Annotated in this window: 14 protein-coding genes and 1 pseudogene; 9 read left to right on the top strand and 6 right to left on the bottom strand. The window is 44.5% G+C overall.

Annotation, left to right across the window (positions count from 1 at the left end; genetic code table 11):
- The first annotated feature begins 278 nt into the window (after nucleotides 1–278).
- Nucleotides 279–773 carry an SgcJ/EcaC family oxidoreductase gene (locus ACFQNG_RS15715; protein ID WP_379866465.1) on the top strand — a complete coding sequence of 165 codons (495 nt, stop codon included), beginning with the start codon at nucleotides 279–281 and terminating at the stop codon, nucleotides 771–773.
- A 149-nt stretch (nucleotides 774–922) separates the two neighbouring features.
- Here ACFQNG_RS15715 and ACFQNG_RS15710 read toward each other — a convergent pair whose 3' ends face one another.
- Both ACFQNG_RS15710 and ACFQNG_RS15705 read right to left on the bottom strand, forming a co-directional pair.
- Entirely contained in the window at nucleotides 923–1,966 is a 1,044-nt protein-coding gene (locus tag ACFQNG_RS15710) for a tyrosine-type recombinase/integrase (RefSeq protein ID WP_379866463.1), read from the bottom strand.
- Nucleotides 1,967–2,471: 505 nt separating this feature from the next.
- Nucleotides 2,472–2,930, bottom strand: a complete 459-nt coding sequence (locus ACFQNG_RS15705; protein ID WP_379866461.1) for a GNAT family N-acetyltransferase — start codon at nucleotides 2,928–2,930, stop codon at nucleotides 2,472–2,474.
- A 203-nt stretch (nucleotides 2,931–3,133) separates the two neighbouring features.
- On the opposite strand from ACFQNG_RS15705, the gene ACFQNG_RS15700 reads away from it, so the two are divergent.
- Nucleotides 3,134–3,736 carry a hypothetical protein gene (locus ACFQNG_RS15700; protein WP_379866459.1) on the top strand — a complete coding sequence of 201 codons (603 nt, stop codon included), beginning with the start codon at nucleotides 3,134–3,136 and terminating at the stop codon, nucleotides 3,734–3,736.
- A gap of 45 nt (nucleotides 3,737–3,781) precedes the next feature.
- Here the strand turns inward: ACFQNG_RS15700 and ACFQNG_RS15695 are convergent, their stop codons facing one another.
- Entirely contained in the window at nucleotides 3,782–4,843 is a 1,062-nt protein-coding gene (locus ACFQNG_RS15695) for a M28 family peptidase (RefSeq protein WP_379866457.1), read from the bottom strand.
- Between the two features lie 653 nt (nucleotides 4,844–5,496).
- Nucleotides 5,497–5,832, bottom strand: a complete 336-nt coding sequence (locus ACFQNG_RS15690; protein ID WP_379866455.1) for a hypothetical protein — start codon at nucleotides 5,830–5,832, stop codon at nucleotides 5,497–5,499.
- Nucleotides 5,833–6,311: 479 nt separating this feature from the next.
- Between ACFQNG_RS15690 and ACFQNG_RS15685 the strand changes: the two genes are divergently transcribed.
- From ACFQNG_RS15685 to ACFQNG_RS15655, 7 genes and pseudogenes are all read left to right on the top strand, one after another.
- The gene (locus ACFQNG_RS15685; protein WP_379866453.1) at nucleotides 6,312–6,467 is read left to right on the top strand and encodes a hypothetical protein; all 156 of its coding nucleotides are present in this window, start codon (nucleotides 6,312–6,314) and stop codon (nucleotides 6,465–6,467) included.
- A 295-nt stretch (nucleotides 6,468–6,762) separates the two neighbouring features.
- Entirely contained in the window at nucleotides 6,763–8,505 is a 1,743-nt protein-coding gene (locus tag ACFQNG_RS15680; RefSeq protein ID WP_379866451.1) for a sigma 54-interacting transcriptional regulator, read from the top strand.
- A 370-nt stretch (nucleotides 8,506–8,875) separates the two neighbouring features.
- Complete coding sequence (locus ACFQNG_RS15675) at nucleotides 8,876–10,270, top strand: amino acid permease (protein WP_379866449.1); 1,395 nt, start codon at nucleotides 8,876–8,878, stop codon at nucleotides 10,268–10,270.
- 288 nt (nucleotides 10,271–10,558) lie between these two features.
- Nucleotides 10,559–11,922 (top strand): annotated as a pseudogene (gene gabT, locus ACFQNG_RS15670) (4-aminobutyrate--2-oxoglutarate transaminase).
- A 12-nt stretch (nucleotides 11,923–11,934) separates the two neighbouring features.
- Nucleotides 11,935–13,356, top strand: a complete 1,422-nt coding sequence (locus ACFQNG_RS15665; protein ID WP_379866447.1) for an aldehyde dehydrogenase family protein — start codon at nucleotides 11,935–11,937, stop codon at nucleotides 13,354–13,356.
- Between the two features lie 118 nt (nucleotides 13,357–13,474).
- A complete protein-coding gene (locus ACFQNG_RS15660; RefSeq protein ID WP_379866445.1) occupies nucleotides 13,475–14,050 on the top strand; it encodes a DUF2087 domain-containing protein in 576 nt (191 codons plus the stop codon).
- A 13-nt stretch (nucleotides 14,051–14,063) separates the two neighbouring features.
- A complete protein-coding gene (locus ACFQNG_RS15655) occupies nucleotides 14,064–14,489 on the top strand; it encodes a GNAT family N-acetyltransferase (protein WP_379866444.1) in 426 nt (141 codons plus the stop codon).
- 44 nt (nucleotides 14,490–14,533) lie between these two features.
- On the opposite strand, the gene ACFQNG_RS15650 is transcribed toward ACFQNG_RS15655, so the two are convergent.
- Both ACFQNG_RS15650 and ACFQNG_RS15645 read right to left on the bottom strand, forming a co-directional pair.
- Nucleotides 14,534–14,710: a hypothetical protein gene (locus tag ACFQNG_RS15650; RefSeq protein ID WP_379866443.1), complete on the bottom strand. Its 177-nt coding sequence runs from the start codon at nucleotides 14,708–14,710 to the stop codon at nucleotides 14,534–14,536.
- 137 nt (nucleotides 14,711–14,847) lie between these two features.
- Nucleotides 14,848–15,753: a LysR family transcriptional regulator gene (locus ACFQNG_RS15645; RefSeq protein WP_379866441.1), complete on the bottom strand. Its 906-nt coding sequence runs from the start codon at nucleotides 15,751–15,753 to the stop codon at nucleotides 14,848–14,850.
- Between the last annotated feature and the right edge of the window lie 92 nt (nucleotides 15,754–15,845).

Below are 15,845 nucleotides of genomic sequence, written 5' to 3'. Positions count from 1 at the left end.
TTAGAAAATGCTTACTGAATTTATTTTACCGATTGAGCCTGAGAAATCGCCAAACATTTTTCTGCTAAGAACAAACCACTCACAACCATGATCACAACAATTGGTTGCCGTACACAACCGTAGCAATGAAGTTTATCTTCATAATCTGCTGACTGGTAAAATGGGATGAATCCGATTTGTATTACCCCCTTTTATAAATACTCATAATAATGAAAGGGGGAAACCAATCGCATTTCTAATATTCTGATCGCAAAAGACATTATGAGGAGGAAATATCCATGAGCTCTCAAACATTTCGACCGTCACACTCGCCTTCTAACTCTGATGAGACTGAGGTCCGTTCGCTCTACCAACAGCTGTTGGAGGGCTGGAACAAGCGCAGTGCCGATGCCATGGCCGAGCCTTTCGCTGAGGACGGCGAACTCATCGGATTCGATGGGAGCCAAGTCACAGGACGGGCAGAGATTGCTTCGCATCTTCAGCCAATCTTTGCCAATCACCCGACTGCCGCCTTCGTGAGCAAAATTAGAAGCGTGCGCCTTTTTGGTCCTGAAGTTGCCGTGCTGCGCGCGGTTGCGGGGATGGTGCCGCCCGGACAGTCGGACATCGATCCCAAGCTTAACACTCATCACACACTCATCACAGTGAAGCGTGAGGGAAAGTGGCGTATCGCGCTCTTTCAGAATACTCCGGCCCAGTTTCATGGAAGACCGGAATTGGTCCAGAAACTGACAGAGGAGTTGCGGCAGAGTTCACTCATCAGACCAGTGTGATATTCATTGCAAACTAGTTAGATCTCCCGCTTCCCAATACACTAGGGAATACAAAAATGACAAAAAATTCCCTATCAGCGATGGGGAATTAACAGGGAAGGGATACCTAACCAAAAGGATCATCCGTTTATTGGGATGATCCTTTTGGTTTACATCAATTCATCCAAACGATCCAATTCTTCATCCTTTTGATCATTCACTACGTGTGTATAAATCTGGGTGGTATTGATCGAGGAGTGGCCCAGGATCTCTTGCACCACACGGATATTCGCGCCGTTGGAGAGGAGGAGGGTGGCCAACGTATGACGCAATTTATGTGGCGAAATGTTTTTGGCTTTAGGAGGCAAGCCGGCTTCTTGGACATATTTATTGATGATTTTATTGATCGAAACACGGCTGATGCGACCCCCATCCCGGTTTAAGAACAGGGCCAACTCATGTCCGGGCGCCGGGGTGGGGCGAACAGCCAAGTAATCTTTCAGGGCGGAAGTGGCCGTATTGTTGAGCTTGAGCATGCGCTCTTTGTTCCCTTTTCCCAAGACCACGATACGGACGGTTTCTTTTTGTTCTTGAATGCTGGTTGTATCTAAACCAACCAGCTCAGATACACGCAAGCCGGTGTTAAGAAAAATGAGCAAGATGGCGAGATCGCGATACCGCAGCCAGCTCAAGCGCTTGTAGTTTCTCGTATCAAAGAAGTCATGCACGCTGTGGACTAGGCGCATTGCTTCATCATGCGTCAAAAAAACAGGAACCCGTTGTTTGTTCCGCGATCTCAATGTCACATCCTCAAATTCGGTCATGGGATTGCGGTCCAAGGCTCCGCATTTAACCAGATAGCGAAACAGGGACTGAAGAGAGGCGCGCTTGCGGTTTTTTCCCGCATGCGAATTTTCCCTCATCTGTACTGTTTCCACCAGTTTACCTTTTATTTTTCGGGTCACTTTCCGTTCATAGCCATGTTCAATATACCGAAAAAAACGTTTAATGGTGCGGCCCGTCACTTCCTCCAACTCCACGCCGTGCTCCTCCAAATAATCGAAAAACAGATTGAAATCATACACATATGCGGCCACCGTTTCGATGGAGCGGTCGGCGCTGATCATCTCCAATATGTATTCCTGGACATCTTCGGGAAGCTTAAGTGCCAGTCGATTAATGTTTTCTGGCAATTTGCGCGATAAGTACTTCATCGTTGTTTCACTCCGTATCAAATAATCATAAAAAATCGTTTGTTATATTTACAAACGAACTCAAAAATGAAAAAAAGGGGGTGACCGATAGGTCTCGGACATAAATAAAAGGGCCTTTTTAGGCTTTTTTGGTTTACGAAAAACAGAGAATGGCTGCATCCCTTGGTGCGAAAGGGGTTGAGCTGATTCGATTAAACAAAAAAACGGGTTCCGTCGAAAATGGGTTGAACATTCATATTATAGATAGATAAACCGGTATGGATGGCAATAAAAAAACATCCCGCGCTTGATCGTTTAGGAAGAATACAGGAATTGAAAGGTTGCTCAAAAGGGGATTTGATCGCTTTGTTGATTTACGAAAGATACGTTTCGTAAATCAATTATTATTATAGTAAATATTAAGGACAAAATCATCGATTATTTCACAATGGACAAATAAAAAAGAAAGCGCATATGCGCCTTCTTGTCAAACATAGGAACTCTTCTGGTCACGTTTGAATGATTGTCAAAGGTGTTTTTCAAAATAAATAAATTCCAAGTTGTTCATCATGGTTCGCTTCGTTTCAGCGTAACCGTTCTTGCGATAAAGGTGCTTGGCAGCCGCTTGAATCGTAGTGGTGTCAAGGCAGATGGAATGGTAACCCAACTCCAGCGCGCGTTGTTCCAATGCGTGGAGCATCTGTTGACCGAATCCCTTTCGTTGATGCAGGGGATGGACTCTCATGCGTTTGATTTCGGCTAGGGTATCGGTTTTTCTTTTGATCGCGCCCATGGCGATCAATTGTTCATCCAGGACCCCGACCAAGAATTCACCGCCTGATTGAAGATAAACTTCTTCGATTTTAGTCAGATCGTCATCCCAAGGGCCTTCACCCGGATTGGCTCCCGTTCCAGGTAAAGACCGATAATGCAATGCGATCACATCAGACCGATCTGATGGTTGATATCTGCGAATGGTCAACATGCGCTACACCCCCATATTGATAATCATATATCTCTTGCCTTGATCTTTCATCTCCATCCAACCAACACTCAACAAAATTTCACCTCCGATTTTTTGTTTATTATGACATATTTGACTCATCTGCACTACATATTGTCCAAATGGGTTCAGTAACGTACCATATGGGTAAATTCTTTCTTCTCCAGGAGGTTTTTTTCTTGATTTTGAATTTCAGAATTTGGCTTATTCCGATGTATGTTCTTATCTTCGCTGGCTTGCTTTATGGGTTGCATCTACTGCAGGAGATTTCTCAATATGAACGTGGCGCTTATTATTTTTCCGGAAACGCATCGGGTTACATTGTTTTGTTTGCAATCATGAGTGTGCTACTTCTGCTTTCTTTGCATTGGAATAGACGGGCGAGGCGATTTTGGCTGATCGTCGGCGTCCCGCTTTTTCTCTTTGCCGGGTTTAAGTATATTCAACTTTTTGAATTGGGTACGCGAGTGGACGGCCAGAAGATCCAAGCAAACAACAAAATTTATGCGTGGTCTGAAGTCAGACAGGTCACAGTCGATTGGAGCGGCAATGCGAACGCCAAAAATCTTTACCTCGAGTATTCACTCATCTTAAACGATGGTTTGTCCATCAATGTGTTAAGCCCTGAATTTGATGCCAAACGAATGGCCAATATCCATGAAAAAGTGAAACGAGCCCATATCCCCATCGTCGTGCGAACCCCGCTGAATGAACGGGCGATGAAACGGATTGAGCGGGATTACAGCAAGGAAGAAGCCGCATTGCTTCACCAATTCTTTGCTGATTAGCATATAAAAATCGGCTGAAGAAGGTCATTTCAGCCGATTTTTCCTTTATTTTGTTGCCATCGGTTCGCGCTTCATTCCATGGATTTCCTTGATATTTGATGTCCATTTGCCTGCAAGCGGTTTAGGCTCGGCAGCGATTTTCCTGATTAGGTTGGCTACTAAAGTACCGGATTTTTTCAATAGGTCTTTTTGGATTTTGTCCAAAGTGTCCCCATCCGTATGATAGTTGGGGTCATCAGAAAGATGAAGGAAAGCGACCGGGATCCCCGCTTCTTCAAAGGGAACGTGGTCACTGCTGGTGGAATATCCGCGTTGATGTGGCAAATTTAGTTCAATCGCTTCTTGTTCGGCCAAATCGGCCACAAACGATTTCGCATCCGGAGATGCGGTGAGGATATTAAAGGTGTCTCCGACACCCACCATATCCATATTAATCATTCCCGCCATCTTCTCTTTGTCCTTTGGTTTCAGCGAATTCACATAATGCTCCGAACCAACCAATCCGGCTTCCTCCGCACCGAAGGCGATAAATTTGAGGTTCATATCCAGCTTTTTACTGGATAAGACACGCGCCACTTCCAGCATCGTGCTGGCGCCGGAAGCGTTATCGTTCGCGGCGGGGGTATCGACGCCATCATAATGGGCTCCTAGAATCAATGTCTGAGCGGTGGCTGCTTTTTTCGCCGCTTTATGCGTGCCGATCACATTTTGCGAGTAAGTGTCCAGTATCTCCGTTTTGACTTTCATTGAGACCGTCACGTTTTGTCCGCTTTCGATCAAATCTTTCAGATGCTTCCCATCCGCATCAGATAAGCCGAGTGCGGGGATATCGGAGGGTTGTCCGAGTGTGCCGTTTATCATGCCCGTTGTGTTATTGAATACGATTGCGCCAATCGCTCCGGCCTGTGCCGCATTTTGCACTTTTTCATAAAAAGACAATTCTCCGCGCTGGATCAAGGCGATTTTCCCTTTGACATCGGTCTCGGCAAAATCAGCGACTTTGCCGAGACCGGCAAATTTCAACTCGGCTTGCAAACCTTGTTCCGGTGTGCTGGGGGAGTAGGAGAGTACTTTGGTGGTGATGGCTTGATTCCCGGGTGAAAGCATTGTCAACTCTGCTCCGTGGTTAATAAAAGTCCGGAATGGAAATTTTTGAATTTCGACATCCAAACCCATTTTGCGGAAACGATTAGCAATCACCGCCGCCGTCTGATATTCCCCTTTGGTTCCGGCAATGCGAGCGTTAACCGGTTGGACATCCAGGTGATGTCTTGAAAAATTCGTTCGCTCGATATATTTCCAGTGTTCTTGTTTTGCCCTTGCCCCGGGAGAGATGTGAAAGCAGTTCCGAATATGAATGCGGCGGAAATCAAAAGGAACACACCCGTTCTAATCGTTTGTAATTTCATATCGCACCACCTTTTTATTATTGTTTATTATATATATTCTATAAATTAAAATAAGACCCTCTATTAAAAGCTGAGGTGCTTCACTCAAAATTGATGGAGATGGTTTACACCATTTTTTATTAGCGGTTCATGAAGGATCAGCCCCATGACAGGTTCCCAAGTGATTCTGTCATGGGGCTGACTCATTTACATGCAACCATATTTTGAGGGAATGATTCAACGTAGACCGATATTCCCCCTAGTCCGAGCTTGGCGGGCTGTCCTCAAATCGGTATTTTCCCAATATAACAACAAAAAATTCAAACCGGTCTGCACTACATACGATAAAATACTTAATTTATTCGGAAATTATCAACCTACAATTGTCACATCACGCGCAGAAACCACTATGCGTCGCGGAACTCCAGCCCGGCAGGATATCAAGGTAGCGTCTCCGAAACGGTTCACACTGGCCACATAAACGCTGATCGGGCGACGGGAAACCCCGCGAATGACAACCGTTACAATTTGGCCTACATACATGCGCAATGTTCCAGGCGCCACACGAGGAGGTAATTGCTCCACATTGCCTTCATCCATCTCATAAGCGGATTCATAATCGGTATCGTAATCGTAAGAAAGGTATGGATCGTAATCATCATAATACATAAGTTGATTCACTCCTTTTATCCATGGACCTAGTTTCATGATATTCGCCACTTCATCATGCGTACTAGAATATTTGCCTATTTTGACAAGGATGGGTATTTGCAGATGTAGAAATCTTTATAAATGCAATCACCCTTTTTAAAAATAGGAGAATCATATGACATTCAAACAAATCGTCGTGATGATCTGTGGGCTTCTATCCAATCTATCGAGATCCGTAATCATGACACAACCCTTTTTCTCATATGAGAATGCGATTCGCGAAAAAGTGTTTGTAGAGGCCCAAAGGAAATCCGTGCCAGCATCGATCGACCAGTGGCCAATCTTACCGCCTTGTTGGTGGATTCTGGAGAAGATACGAGGGTAAACTTCCATGAACAATTGTTGAGAAGTTACGGTTGTGCCGGCCCAAAGTCAACAGATCATGCCTGTGGTAAAGTAAGGCAACACAAACGCCTAACCGTGGATATACTGAAAAATCAACGGGCATCCTACCCCCAAAGGGGGGAACAGAACCAATGGGCAAAAAAATTGCCAAAGACAACAACGGACAAAGGAAAGTGAAAGTGAGTGGCGGAGAAGGGCGCAACGGCAGATTGAGCCAATTCAAAAACCGCACGCAACCAGGTGATCCGTATGCCCGTGATTATATGACGCGTTCGGATGAAACCTGATAAAATTTAATGAAAGCTTCCCAACCGGCCAGCAGTGATGCTGGTCTTTTGTAGTTAGTATTCTGTACAAGTTATTTCAAACGTCGTTGATGAGCGGAAAAACCTTATTCCGATGAGCGCCGATGGACAAGTGAAGCGAATGGGAAAACGGTGTTGGAGCGATCGCAATTGCCATTTCTCCATCCAAGTTTGAAATAACTACTAGAATGAAAATTGTATCAGCAATGATCATGCCCTATATTATTGATAAATGAGATGATGTGGAGCTGAAAGCATTTAGTGAAAGGAGAGGACCATGGATATCATACGGTCAATGAATACAGATTTTGTCATTATTGAAGATTCGATTACAGTTGAAGAAGCCCTGGATTTACTTAGAAAAAATAAAGGAAGATTATTGATTGTGCACAAAGGTGAAGTGCCAGTCGGAGTTTGCGACAGTCATACCCTGCTTTTACAAACACATAAATTGGGCAGTCCGCTTACGTATAGTGAAGAATTTAAAATGATAAGCCAAGATTGGATTTTATCAGAAGCTGATCTCATGCATGAATACTTGCTCATTCAAAACGAAAAAAAGGAGATGATCGGTTGGTTGGATCATAAATCTGCCGAAATTCAGTATTTAAAACAGAGCTTTTCCCAAGATTTGCGAGATTTGATGACTGATCTGGAAGCCATTGTCGATTCTATCTATGACGAAATTTTAGTTGTGGATGCGAAAGGAACAATCTTACGTGTGTCCAAGCGAAGCAGTCATAATCTGTGGGGTGTGAATCCAGACTCTGTGATTGGGAAAAATATTTTAGAGTTAGAGGAAAAAGGTTGGTTTAAACCTACGGTTACCCGAAAAGTACTTGCGGAACAAAAGAAACTCTCAGTTATACAAGAAAATCGTTTGGGAAGGAAAATTCTTGCCGTTGGAAACCCGATTTTTAATCAAAAAAAACAGATAGAACGGATTGTGATTGCTTCCCGGGATATTACAGAAGTGACACAACTTGCTCGCGAACTGAAACAAGCAAAGCAATTAACGGAAAAATACCGAAAAGAAATCAATACCCTTCGCAAACACCAACAGATTGGGGATAAGCCAATTATTTATCAATCCAATCAAATGACAGAACTAATCGCCGAAGTCAAACGTGTCGCCAGTGCAGAGTCCACAGTGATTATTTATGGAGAATCCGGGGTGGGCAAGGAATTGATCGCTCAAGCCCTCCATCATTTCAGCCCACGAGCAAATCACCCATTTGTCAAAATTAATTGCGGATCCATACCGGAAAACTTATTGGAGAGTGAATTATTCGGGTATGAAAAAGGAGCATTTACCGGTGCGCTTGGCCAAGGAAAAAAAGGGTTGCTTGAACTGGCTCATAAAGGAACATTGCTTTTGGATGAAGTGGCTGAATTACCTTTAAGTTTGCAGGTCAAACTGCTGCGAGCGATTCAAGAAAGAGAAATCATGAAAGTGGGGGGGACCCAAGTCGTTCCGATTGACGTAAGATTCATTGCGGCAACCAATAAAAACCTAGAGGAGATGGTCGCGAAGGGGGCTTTCCGTGAGGATCTTTTTTACCGTCTTCACGTCATACCTTTGCATGTGCCTGCCTTGCGAGAAAGAATTGAAGATATAGAGTCTCTGGTCTATTATTTTGAGGAATTTTTCAACAACAAGTTTTCATCCAAAAAACATTTTTCTGAAGATGCTTTAGAAATGATGAAGGCATATCATTGGCCGGGAAACGTAAGGCAATTACAAAATACAATCGAAAGAGCGATGGTGGTTACCTCTAGCGAACTTATCACAGCCAATGAACTGGCCAAAATCTTAAAAAACCGCATCACCAATTTGTCTCCTGTGCAGGTTAATGCGATAATCCCTCTTCAAAAAGCCGTCGAGCTGACAGAATCGCAGTTAATTCGAATGGTGCTCTCCAAATACAAAACCATTACAAAGGCGGCCGAAGTGTTGCAGGTAAGTCAACCAACGATCAGTCGACGATATCAAAAATTATTGAATCAAGTAAAGGAGTAATACGTTCAGATTCCCACAGATCTCCATACTTTTTGGGTTCATATCATTCAGTGTATCCTTGGCCTTTTTATACTTATAACGGCCAAGGATTTATTTAACTTAATATTATCCATTCAAAATTGAATGATATCCATTCGATTTTGAATGGATATGGATCTTTTTCTAGGGCGTGTCTGATAAATATGTCGGCATGAAACTTGCTTTAGATAAGGTGACGGTTATTTACTACAGGTTAAAAGGGAGGGGGAGTTATATTACGAAAACATGAGAATGCATTCACTTCCATTGCATTTGCTGGATCATCGAAATTCATTCAATGGAGAATTATGAGAATTGACCTTCAACATTCTTGCATTGGGAGGGAATCTCTTTGAACCGACAGGAAACGAATTTGAAGAAGAGTTTAAAAACCCAACATCTTACTATGATCTCCATAGGGGGAATCATCGGCGCGGGACTGTATGTAGGAAGCGGTGCGGTTATACATTCAGCCGGCCCCGGTGCGATCTTTTCGTATGCCCTGGCAGGGTTGCTTGTCGTATTTGTCATGAGAATGCTGGGTGAAATGGCTTCAGTGAATCCTGTCACCGGTTCATTTTCCACTTATGCCCGTGAAGCGATTGGTCCATGGGCGGGATATGCCATTGGTTGGCTATATTGGTTCTTTTGGATCATCGTCGTCGCCATTGAAGCGAATGCAGGAGCGGCAAGTCTTCACGATTGGTTTCCTCAGATCCCAGTTTGGCTTTTCAGTTTCATTTTAACTCTCCTTTTAACACTCACAAATCTTTATTCAGTAGAATCATTTGGGGAATTTGAATATTGGTTTGCCCTTATTAAAGTGATAAGCATTGTTTTGTTTATTGGTTTGGGACTTGCTGTAATCTTCGGTCTTGTACCGGGAATTGAATCCCCCGGTCTGTCCAATTTAACCGGGAGAGGCGGATTTATGCCCAACGGGGTAGGGGCAGTCCTCTTAGGGATTACGATTGTCATTTTCTCTTTCTTTGGTACGGAAATCGTTTCAGTGGCGGCTGGGGAATCAAGTGAACCGTCGAAAGCGGTTAGAATCGCAACGAACAGCGTTGTTTGGCGAATTCTTGTTTTCTTTATCGGTTCGATTACAGTAATTGTGACACTGCTGCCTTGGAATTCCGGGGATGTTCTCAAGAGTCCGTTCATCGCTGTGCTTGAACACATTAAAATACCGGCCGGGGCCCAAATAATGCATTTCATCGTTTTGGCCGCGGTCCTTTCTTGCTTGAACTCCGGATTATACACGAGTTCGCGTATGCTGTACGGAATGGCTCAAAAAGGAGATGCGCCCAAGGCCCTTTTGAAAGTAAACCGTAATGGTGTGCCGGTTCGGGCGATCCTTTTCAGCACGTTTTTCGCTTATATCAGTGTCATCTTCAACTACATTTCCCCCGACAAGGTGTTTCTGTTTCTCGTCAATGCTTCCGGTGGGGTTGCGTTGTTGGTTTATCTTGTGATCGCGGTTTCGCATTTGCGGTTACGCAGAAAGATGGAACGTGAAAATCAGGAGCTTCAAGTAAAAATGTGGGGATTCCCTTACCTGTCGTATGGAACGATTCTCTCTATGATGGCCGTTTTAGTCGCGATGGTATTTATGGATTCCATGCGATCACAAGTTATCCTTACCATGCTCATTGCCGTTTTGGTTATGGGATCGTACTTTCTGATTCAAAAAATGAGCAGGGAAAAAATAGTTAGCGAAGATAGCGAGACCAGAACAGCAGAATAATCAAAAGTAAAATAATTCGCTCTATACGATGAAGGAATCTTCTTTTACTCCCATCGTTCATGTGAAGTACCTCCTGGATATCATTTGGGATCAAGAACATATCCCTGAATGTGGCCGGGAGGTGCTTTGATTTAAAGTGGGCATGATCTTATTCAAATTTGAATAAGATCTGTTTTCTTTCGTTGCAACCATCAAGGATAAATATCAAATGTTGATCCATTGGCACAATAATTGCATCTGTTAAAGGATAGTAGTGGATTTTTTACTTTTCTACGGGAGGGGTATCAGATGCAAAGCAAAACAACGAAATTTATCAAGTTGAATACAACGATTCCAGGCCCCAAGGCACAAGCCTTATTAGAAAAAAGAGAGAAAAATATCCCCCGTGGTCCCTCCAACACCGTTCCATCTTTTGCGGAAAAGGGGGAAGGAGCACTCTTAACTGACGTTGACGGCAACACGTTTATTGATTTTGCCGGAGCGATCGGAACCCTCAATGCCGGGCATTGTCCGCCCAAAGTGGTGGAGGCGTTGAAAGAACAACTGGACAAATATCTACACCCCGGCTTTAATATCATGATGTATGAGCCTTATGTGAAACTGGCGGAGAAGTTAAATCAAATAACACCCGGCTCGCATGCGAAAAAAACATTTTTTTTGAACAGCGGGGCGGAAGCTGTAGAGAATGCGGTTAAAATCGCCCGGAAATACACTGGAAGAAAAGCGATTATCTCCTTTGAGAGAGGTTTTCATGGCCGAACGCTGTTGGCGATGTCGTTGACTAGTAAAGTGAAGCCCTATAAATATGAATTCGGCCCATTTGCACCGGAAACGTATAAAATGCGATATCCTTATTACTATCATGCCCCTTTCGGTATTACGCCCGAAGAGCTTGATCAGGATATCCTTCGTCAACTGGAAGATTTCTTCATCTCCGAAGTACCGGCAGAAGAAGTGGCAGCGATTATTATGGAACCGGTGCAAGGGGAAGGTGGATTCATTGTTCCATCAAAAAAGTTCGTACAAGGGGTGAAAAAATATGTGAAAAGTACGGGATTCTCTTTATTGCTGATGAGATACAAACCGGATTTGGACGTACTGGAAAAATGTTTGCCGTTGAGCATTATGGTGTCATCCCTGATTTGATGACGATGTCGAAATCGATTGCCGCCGGATTGCCGATTAGTGCCGTAACCGGTCGAGCTGAGATCATGGATGCACCCAATCCCGGAGAAATCGGCGGCACCTATGGCGGAAGCCCGCTGGGATGCGTCGCGGCTCTGAAAGTTATTGAGATGATGGAAGACAGCGGTTTGGTCAACCGGGCCAATGTGATCGGCGAAAAGATTATCTCCCGTTTTGAACGGATGAAGCAAAATTTTGATTTCATCGGGGATGTACGGGGTCTTGGAGCTATGTGTGCATTGGAAGTGGTAAAAGATGTGGGCACGAAAGAGCCAGATAAAGAACTGGCCGGACGAATCATCAATGACTGTGTCCGTCGGGGTGTCATCATTCTGGGAGCCGGTCTCTATGGCAACGTGATTCGCATGCTTTCTCCGCTTGTCATTACGGATGAGCAGTTAGAAGAAGGCCTGGATGTAATTGAGTCCGTTTTTGCGGAAGTTGCACAAGGAAAAGAGACAGAATAAGGGGTTTAACGAATGAATAAACAGTTGTTTATTAATGGAAAATGGATAGATGCAAGCAAGGTTGTTCCTCTTAAATCTCCGTATAATGGAGAAATCATTGCTGAAATTCCCGAAGCCTCTTTAAAAGAGGTAGATCAAGCAATTGAAGCAGCTTACCAAGCTCGCATGACAATGGCTAAAATGCCGGCGTACCAACGTGCAAAAATTCTAGAAAATCTTTGTGAGCTGTTGGAAAAGCGATCGGAAGAGGCAGCCCGAATCATTGCGAAGGAAGCCGCCAAACCGCTTACCACGGCCAAAGGAGAAGTGGCCCGTACCATTCAAACTTATAAGTTTGCGGCAGAAGAAGCGAAACGGATCCATGGCGAAACCTTGCCGCTGGATGCGGCTCCGGGAGGAGAAAGCCGAATCGCTTACACCGTACGCGAATCACTTGGGGTGATTGGCGCGATTACCCCGTTTAACTTTCCGATGAATTTGGTGGCTCATAAAGTGGGTCCTGCCATTGCCTCTGGGAATACGGTCGTTTTAAAACCGGCTTTGCAAACGCCTTTGTCCTCGTTTTTCCTTGCTGAATTATTACAGGAAGCCGGATTGCCAGCTGGAGCTTTGAATGTCGTGACAGGACGAGGCAGTGTTGTTGGCCAACGGATTGTCACCGATGACCGGGTAAAAATGATTACCTTTACGGGAAGTCCTGCTGTTGGGATGGCCATCCGCAACAAAGCGGGGTTAAAACGTGTGACTTTGGAGCTCGGTTCCAACGCGGCCTTAATCATAGACAAAGGAGTCAATCTGGAAAAACTGGTTAGCCGCTGTGTGACAGGTGCCTTCGCCTATCAGGGGCAAGTTTGTATTTCCCTGCAACGGATCTATGTTCATGAAGAGATGTACGATAATTTTGTTGAAAAATTCGTGGAAGCCACGGAGAAACTGAAAATCGGTGATCCTCTGGATGCGGAGACCGATGTTTCAGCCTTAATTTCACCTGACGATGTGCAGCGTGCCCTCAGCTGGATCGAGGAAGCAAAACAAAACGGAGCAAAAATTGCAACCGGAGGGATCGCGGATCGGAACATCCTGCATCCCACAGTGATCTTGCAAGCCGATCCTTCCTTGAAAGTATCCTGCCAAGAGGTGTTTGCTCCTATTGTGTTGATTAACAAGGTGAAATCGATGAAAGAGGCCATTGAGTTGGTGAATGATTCGCGGTATGGTTTGCAGGCGGGCATTTACACTGACAATGTTCATACAGCATTGGAAGCTGCCGAATTGTTGCATGTCGGCGGTGTGATGATCAATGATATTCCAACTTTTCGGGTCGATCATATGCCATATGGGGGTGTAAAGGAAAGCGGGTTGGGGCGCGAGGGTGTGAAATATGCAGTTGAAGAAATGACAGAGTTGAAGTTGGTCGTATTTAATCGGAATTAAAAGAAGAAAGTTAGTCAAGGAGAGGCGCCAACCTCTCCTTTTTTCTGCCTTGTTCGCAAGCTGAAATTAGATTATTATCTAATTAGATGACCATCAAATTAGATGGAGGTGAAATTTCTTGCAATTAGATCGATTGGTTCAGTTTCACAAAGCCTTAGCTGACCCCACCCGCATTCGCATCATCTCCTTATTGGCCAAAGGCCCCCTGCACGGGCAAGCTTTGGCTGGGAAATTGGGTTTGACCCCGCCGACGATTACGCACCATGTAAGCAAGTTACGTGAAGTGGGGTTGGTCTTTGAGAGAAGGGACAAAAACACCCTTTATTTTCATCTTGATGTCAAAACATTGCAACGAAAAGCGAGCGCGATCACAGAGATGGCACGCGAACCAGAAAGGGAAGGAAGAGAACCAATGGAAAAAGACAGGTTGGAAGTGATCCGGAACTTCTTCACCGCTGACGGAAAATTGAAGCATCTGCCGGCAAAGCATAAAAAGAAGTTGATCGTCTTGCAGCATCTCATTAAAGATCTGAAGATGGGAGTGAAATATCCTGAACAGGAATTGAATGAATACATCAAAAAGTTCCACGAAGACTATGCGACGATCCGTCGAGAGTTGGTTGTCCACCATTTTATGTATCGGGAAAATGGCCTATATGAGTTGAATCCATCCGACTTATGGAAAATCGTTTAGGGGGAGTCGCAACATGATCAACATGATTCAGCCAAGCGCGGAAACTGAGAATGAGTTTGTGAAAAGCCAGTTGATCCAATACAACTTGCACCATGTCCCGGCAGCAAAAGAAAAGCCCTATCAGCTCATTGGATACCACATAAAGGATGAAGCCGGAACCATCATCGGCGGAATTTGCGGCGTTTTGTATTGGGGACGCACTTGTTTGCAAATCGATATCCTCTGGTTGCATGAATCTTATCGAAAGCAAGGGCTTGGTTCCGCGTTGTTGCGTCGGATTGAACAAGAGGCCGTAGCACGAGAGGTTCATTTGGCCCATTTGGAGACTTTTGATTTTCAAGCGAAGGATTTCTATATTAAGAATGGTTATGAAGTTTTCGGTGTATTGGAAGACTGCCCCATCGGACACGAACGGTATTACCTGAAAAAGAAACTGTGATGGAACATGATATACGATCAATAGACCCAAAATTAAAATCCGGATTATTCACCCGGATTTTCCAGCTCATCAATCAATTCTTCAAAGTCGGCAATGAGATTGCTGAGGGTATAAGATTTGTCATGATTCATCGCATCCAGACGATCAGCCGCGCGGTGAATGATTTGACTTGCCTGCTTCAGGTCCTGGATGGATAAGTCCAATTGGTATTGCTTGTTCATGGAATCTCACCTCCCATTCTAGTGTTGGGTAAGAGCGTTTAAGTCATACCGCCCAATCCACTTACTCAATATACCATAACTTGCCTAATCTTGAGTTAAAGAATCCCCTGTATGATTGAAATCAGGGGATTTCCTCATCATTGGCTAAATCGATTCAGCATGGTGAAAAATTCCCCTATAAAGTCGTAAAACAATTGTTCGGATGGAGGAAGTTTTCGCTTTTTGGGAATGATCACTCCCACCGTTCGGGCCAGATCTGGTTCGCTGATCGGAATTTTGATGGTTCCCCGCGGGATGCTGTCAATCAGAGTCACTTCCGGCAACAGCGTGACCCCGAGCCCTGTGGCGACCAATCCTTTAATCGCATCGATGTCTTCGCCTTCAAAGGCCACTTTCGGTTCAAACCCCATTTGAAGGCAGGCGTTGGCCACCAGTTGGTACAACACAAAGCCTTTGGGGAATAAGGCAAACGACTCATCTTTGAGTTGGCTCAGGCGCAGAGCGGGATAGTCGGCCAATGTGTGATGAGATGGCAATAATGCCACAATCTTATCCGAAAAAAAGATATGGCCTTCCACTTCTTTGATATCAGTGGGGACCGGCGCGATAAAGGCAATATCGATTTCACCGCTGATGACGGAATCGATGAGATAATGAAATGAACCTTGCTTGAGTTGAAAGCGGATGTTTGGGTATTTCGCCCGAAAAGCGGAAATCACAGTGGGCAGGATATAGGCTGCCAAACTGCTGGGAAAACCCAAGCGGATGGCCCCTTTCGCCGGATCCAGATACTCCTCAATCTCTTGCTTTGCCTTTTCAATCTCCCGTAACGCCTTTTCGGCGTGATTCAAGAAGATTTTCCCTAAGGCGGTCAGCTTGACATTTCGCCCTTCGCGGATGAACAACGAAACTCCCAATTCAGATTCTAGATTGGCAATTTGCCGGCTTACAGCGGATTGTGCTACATGGAGCGCGTGTGCGGCTTCGGTGACATGTTCGCGTTTTGCCACTTCAATGAAATATTGAATTTGTCTTAACTCCATAACACAATCCCCCTTCATAATCGATCTAAAAATGAGATCAGTTTGATCGGAAATATATATTGTTAATATAATTATACAAATATAAAATAACA

The organism is Laceyella putida, from assembly GCF_042665195.1.
In the GTDB taxonomy this organism is placed as follows: domain Bacteria; phylum Bacillota; class Bacilli; order Thermoactinomycetales; family Thermoactinomycetaceae; genus Laceyella; species Laceyella putida.
This window is presented reverse-complemented; position numbering and strand designations above follow the sequence as displayed.

Bases quoted from the DNA above. Each gene is read 5' to 3' on its own strand.
- ACFQNG_RS15685 (WP_379866453.1), top strand. From the start codon at position 6,312: ATGGGCAAAAAAATTGCCAAAGACAACAACGGACAAAGGAAAGTGAAA.
- ACFQNG_RS15705 (WP_379866461.1), bottom strand. From the start codon at position 2,930: ATGTTGACCATTCGCAGATATCAACCATCAGATCGGTCTGATGTGATC.
- ACFQNG_RS15695 (WP_379866457.1), bottom strand. From the start codon at position 4,843: ATGCTTTCACCCGGGAATCAAGCCATCACCACCAAAGTACTCTCCTAC.
- ACFQNG_RS15650 (WP_379866443.1), bottom strand. From the start codon at position 14,710: ATGAACAAGCAATACCAATTGGACTTATCCATCCAGGACCTGAAGCAG.
- ACFQNG_RS15665 (WP_379866447.1), top strand. From the start codon at position 11,935: ATGAATAAACAGTTGTTTATTAATGGAAAATGGATAGATGCAAGCAAG.
- ACFQNG_RS15655 (WP_379866444.1), top strand. From the start codon at position 14,064: ATGATCAACATGATTCAGCCAAGCGCGGAAACTGAGAATGAGTTTGTG.
- ACFQNG_RS15645 (WP_379866441.1), bottom strand. From the start codon at position 15,753: ATGGAGTTAAGACAAATTCAATATTTCATTGAAGTGGCAAAACGCGAA.
- ACFQNG_RS15710 (WP_379866463.1), bottom strand. From the start codon at position 1,966: ATGAAGTACTTATCGCGCAAATTGCCAGAAAACATTAATCGACTGGCA.
- ACFQNG_RS15680 (WP_379866451.1), top strand. From the start codon at position 6,763: ATGGATATCATACGGTCAATGAATACAGATTTTGTCATTATTGAAGAT.
- ACFQNG_RS15690 (WP_379866455.1), bottom strand. From the start codon at position 5,832: ATGAAACTAGGTCCATGGATAAAAGGAGTGAATCAACTTATGTATTAT.
- ACFQNG_RS15715 (WP_379866465.1), top strand. From the start codon at position 279: ATGAGCTCTCAAACATTTCGACCGTCACACTCGCCTTCTAACTCTGAT.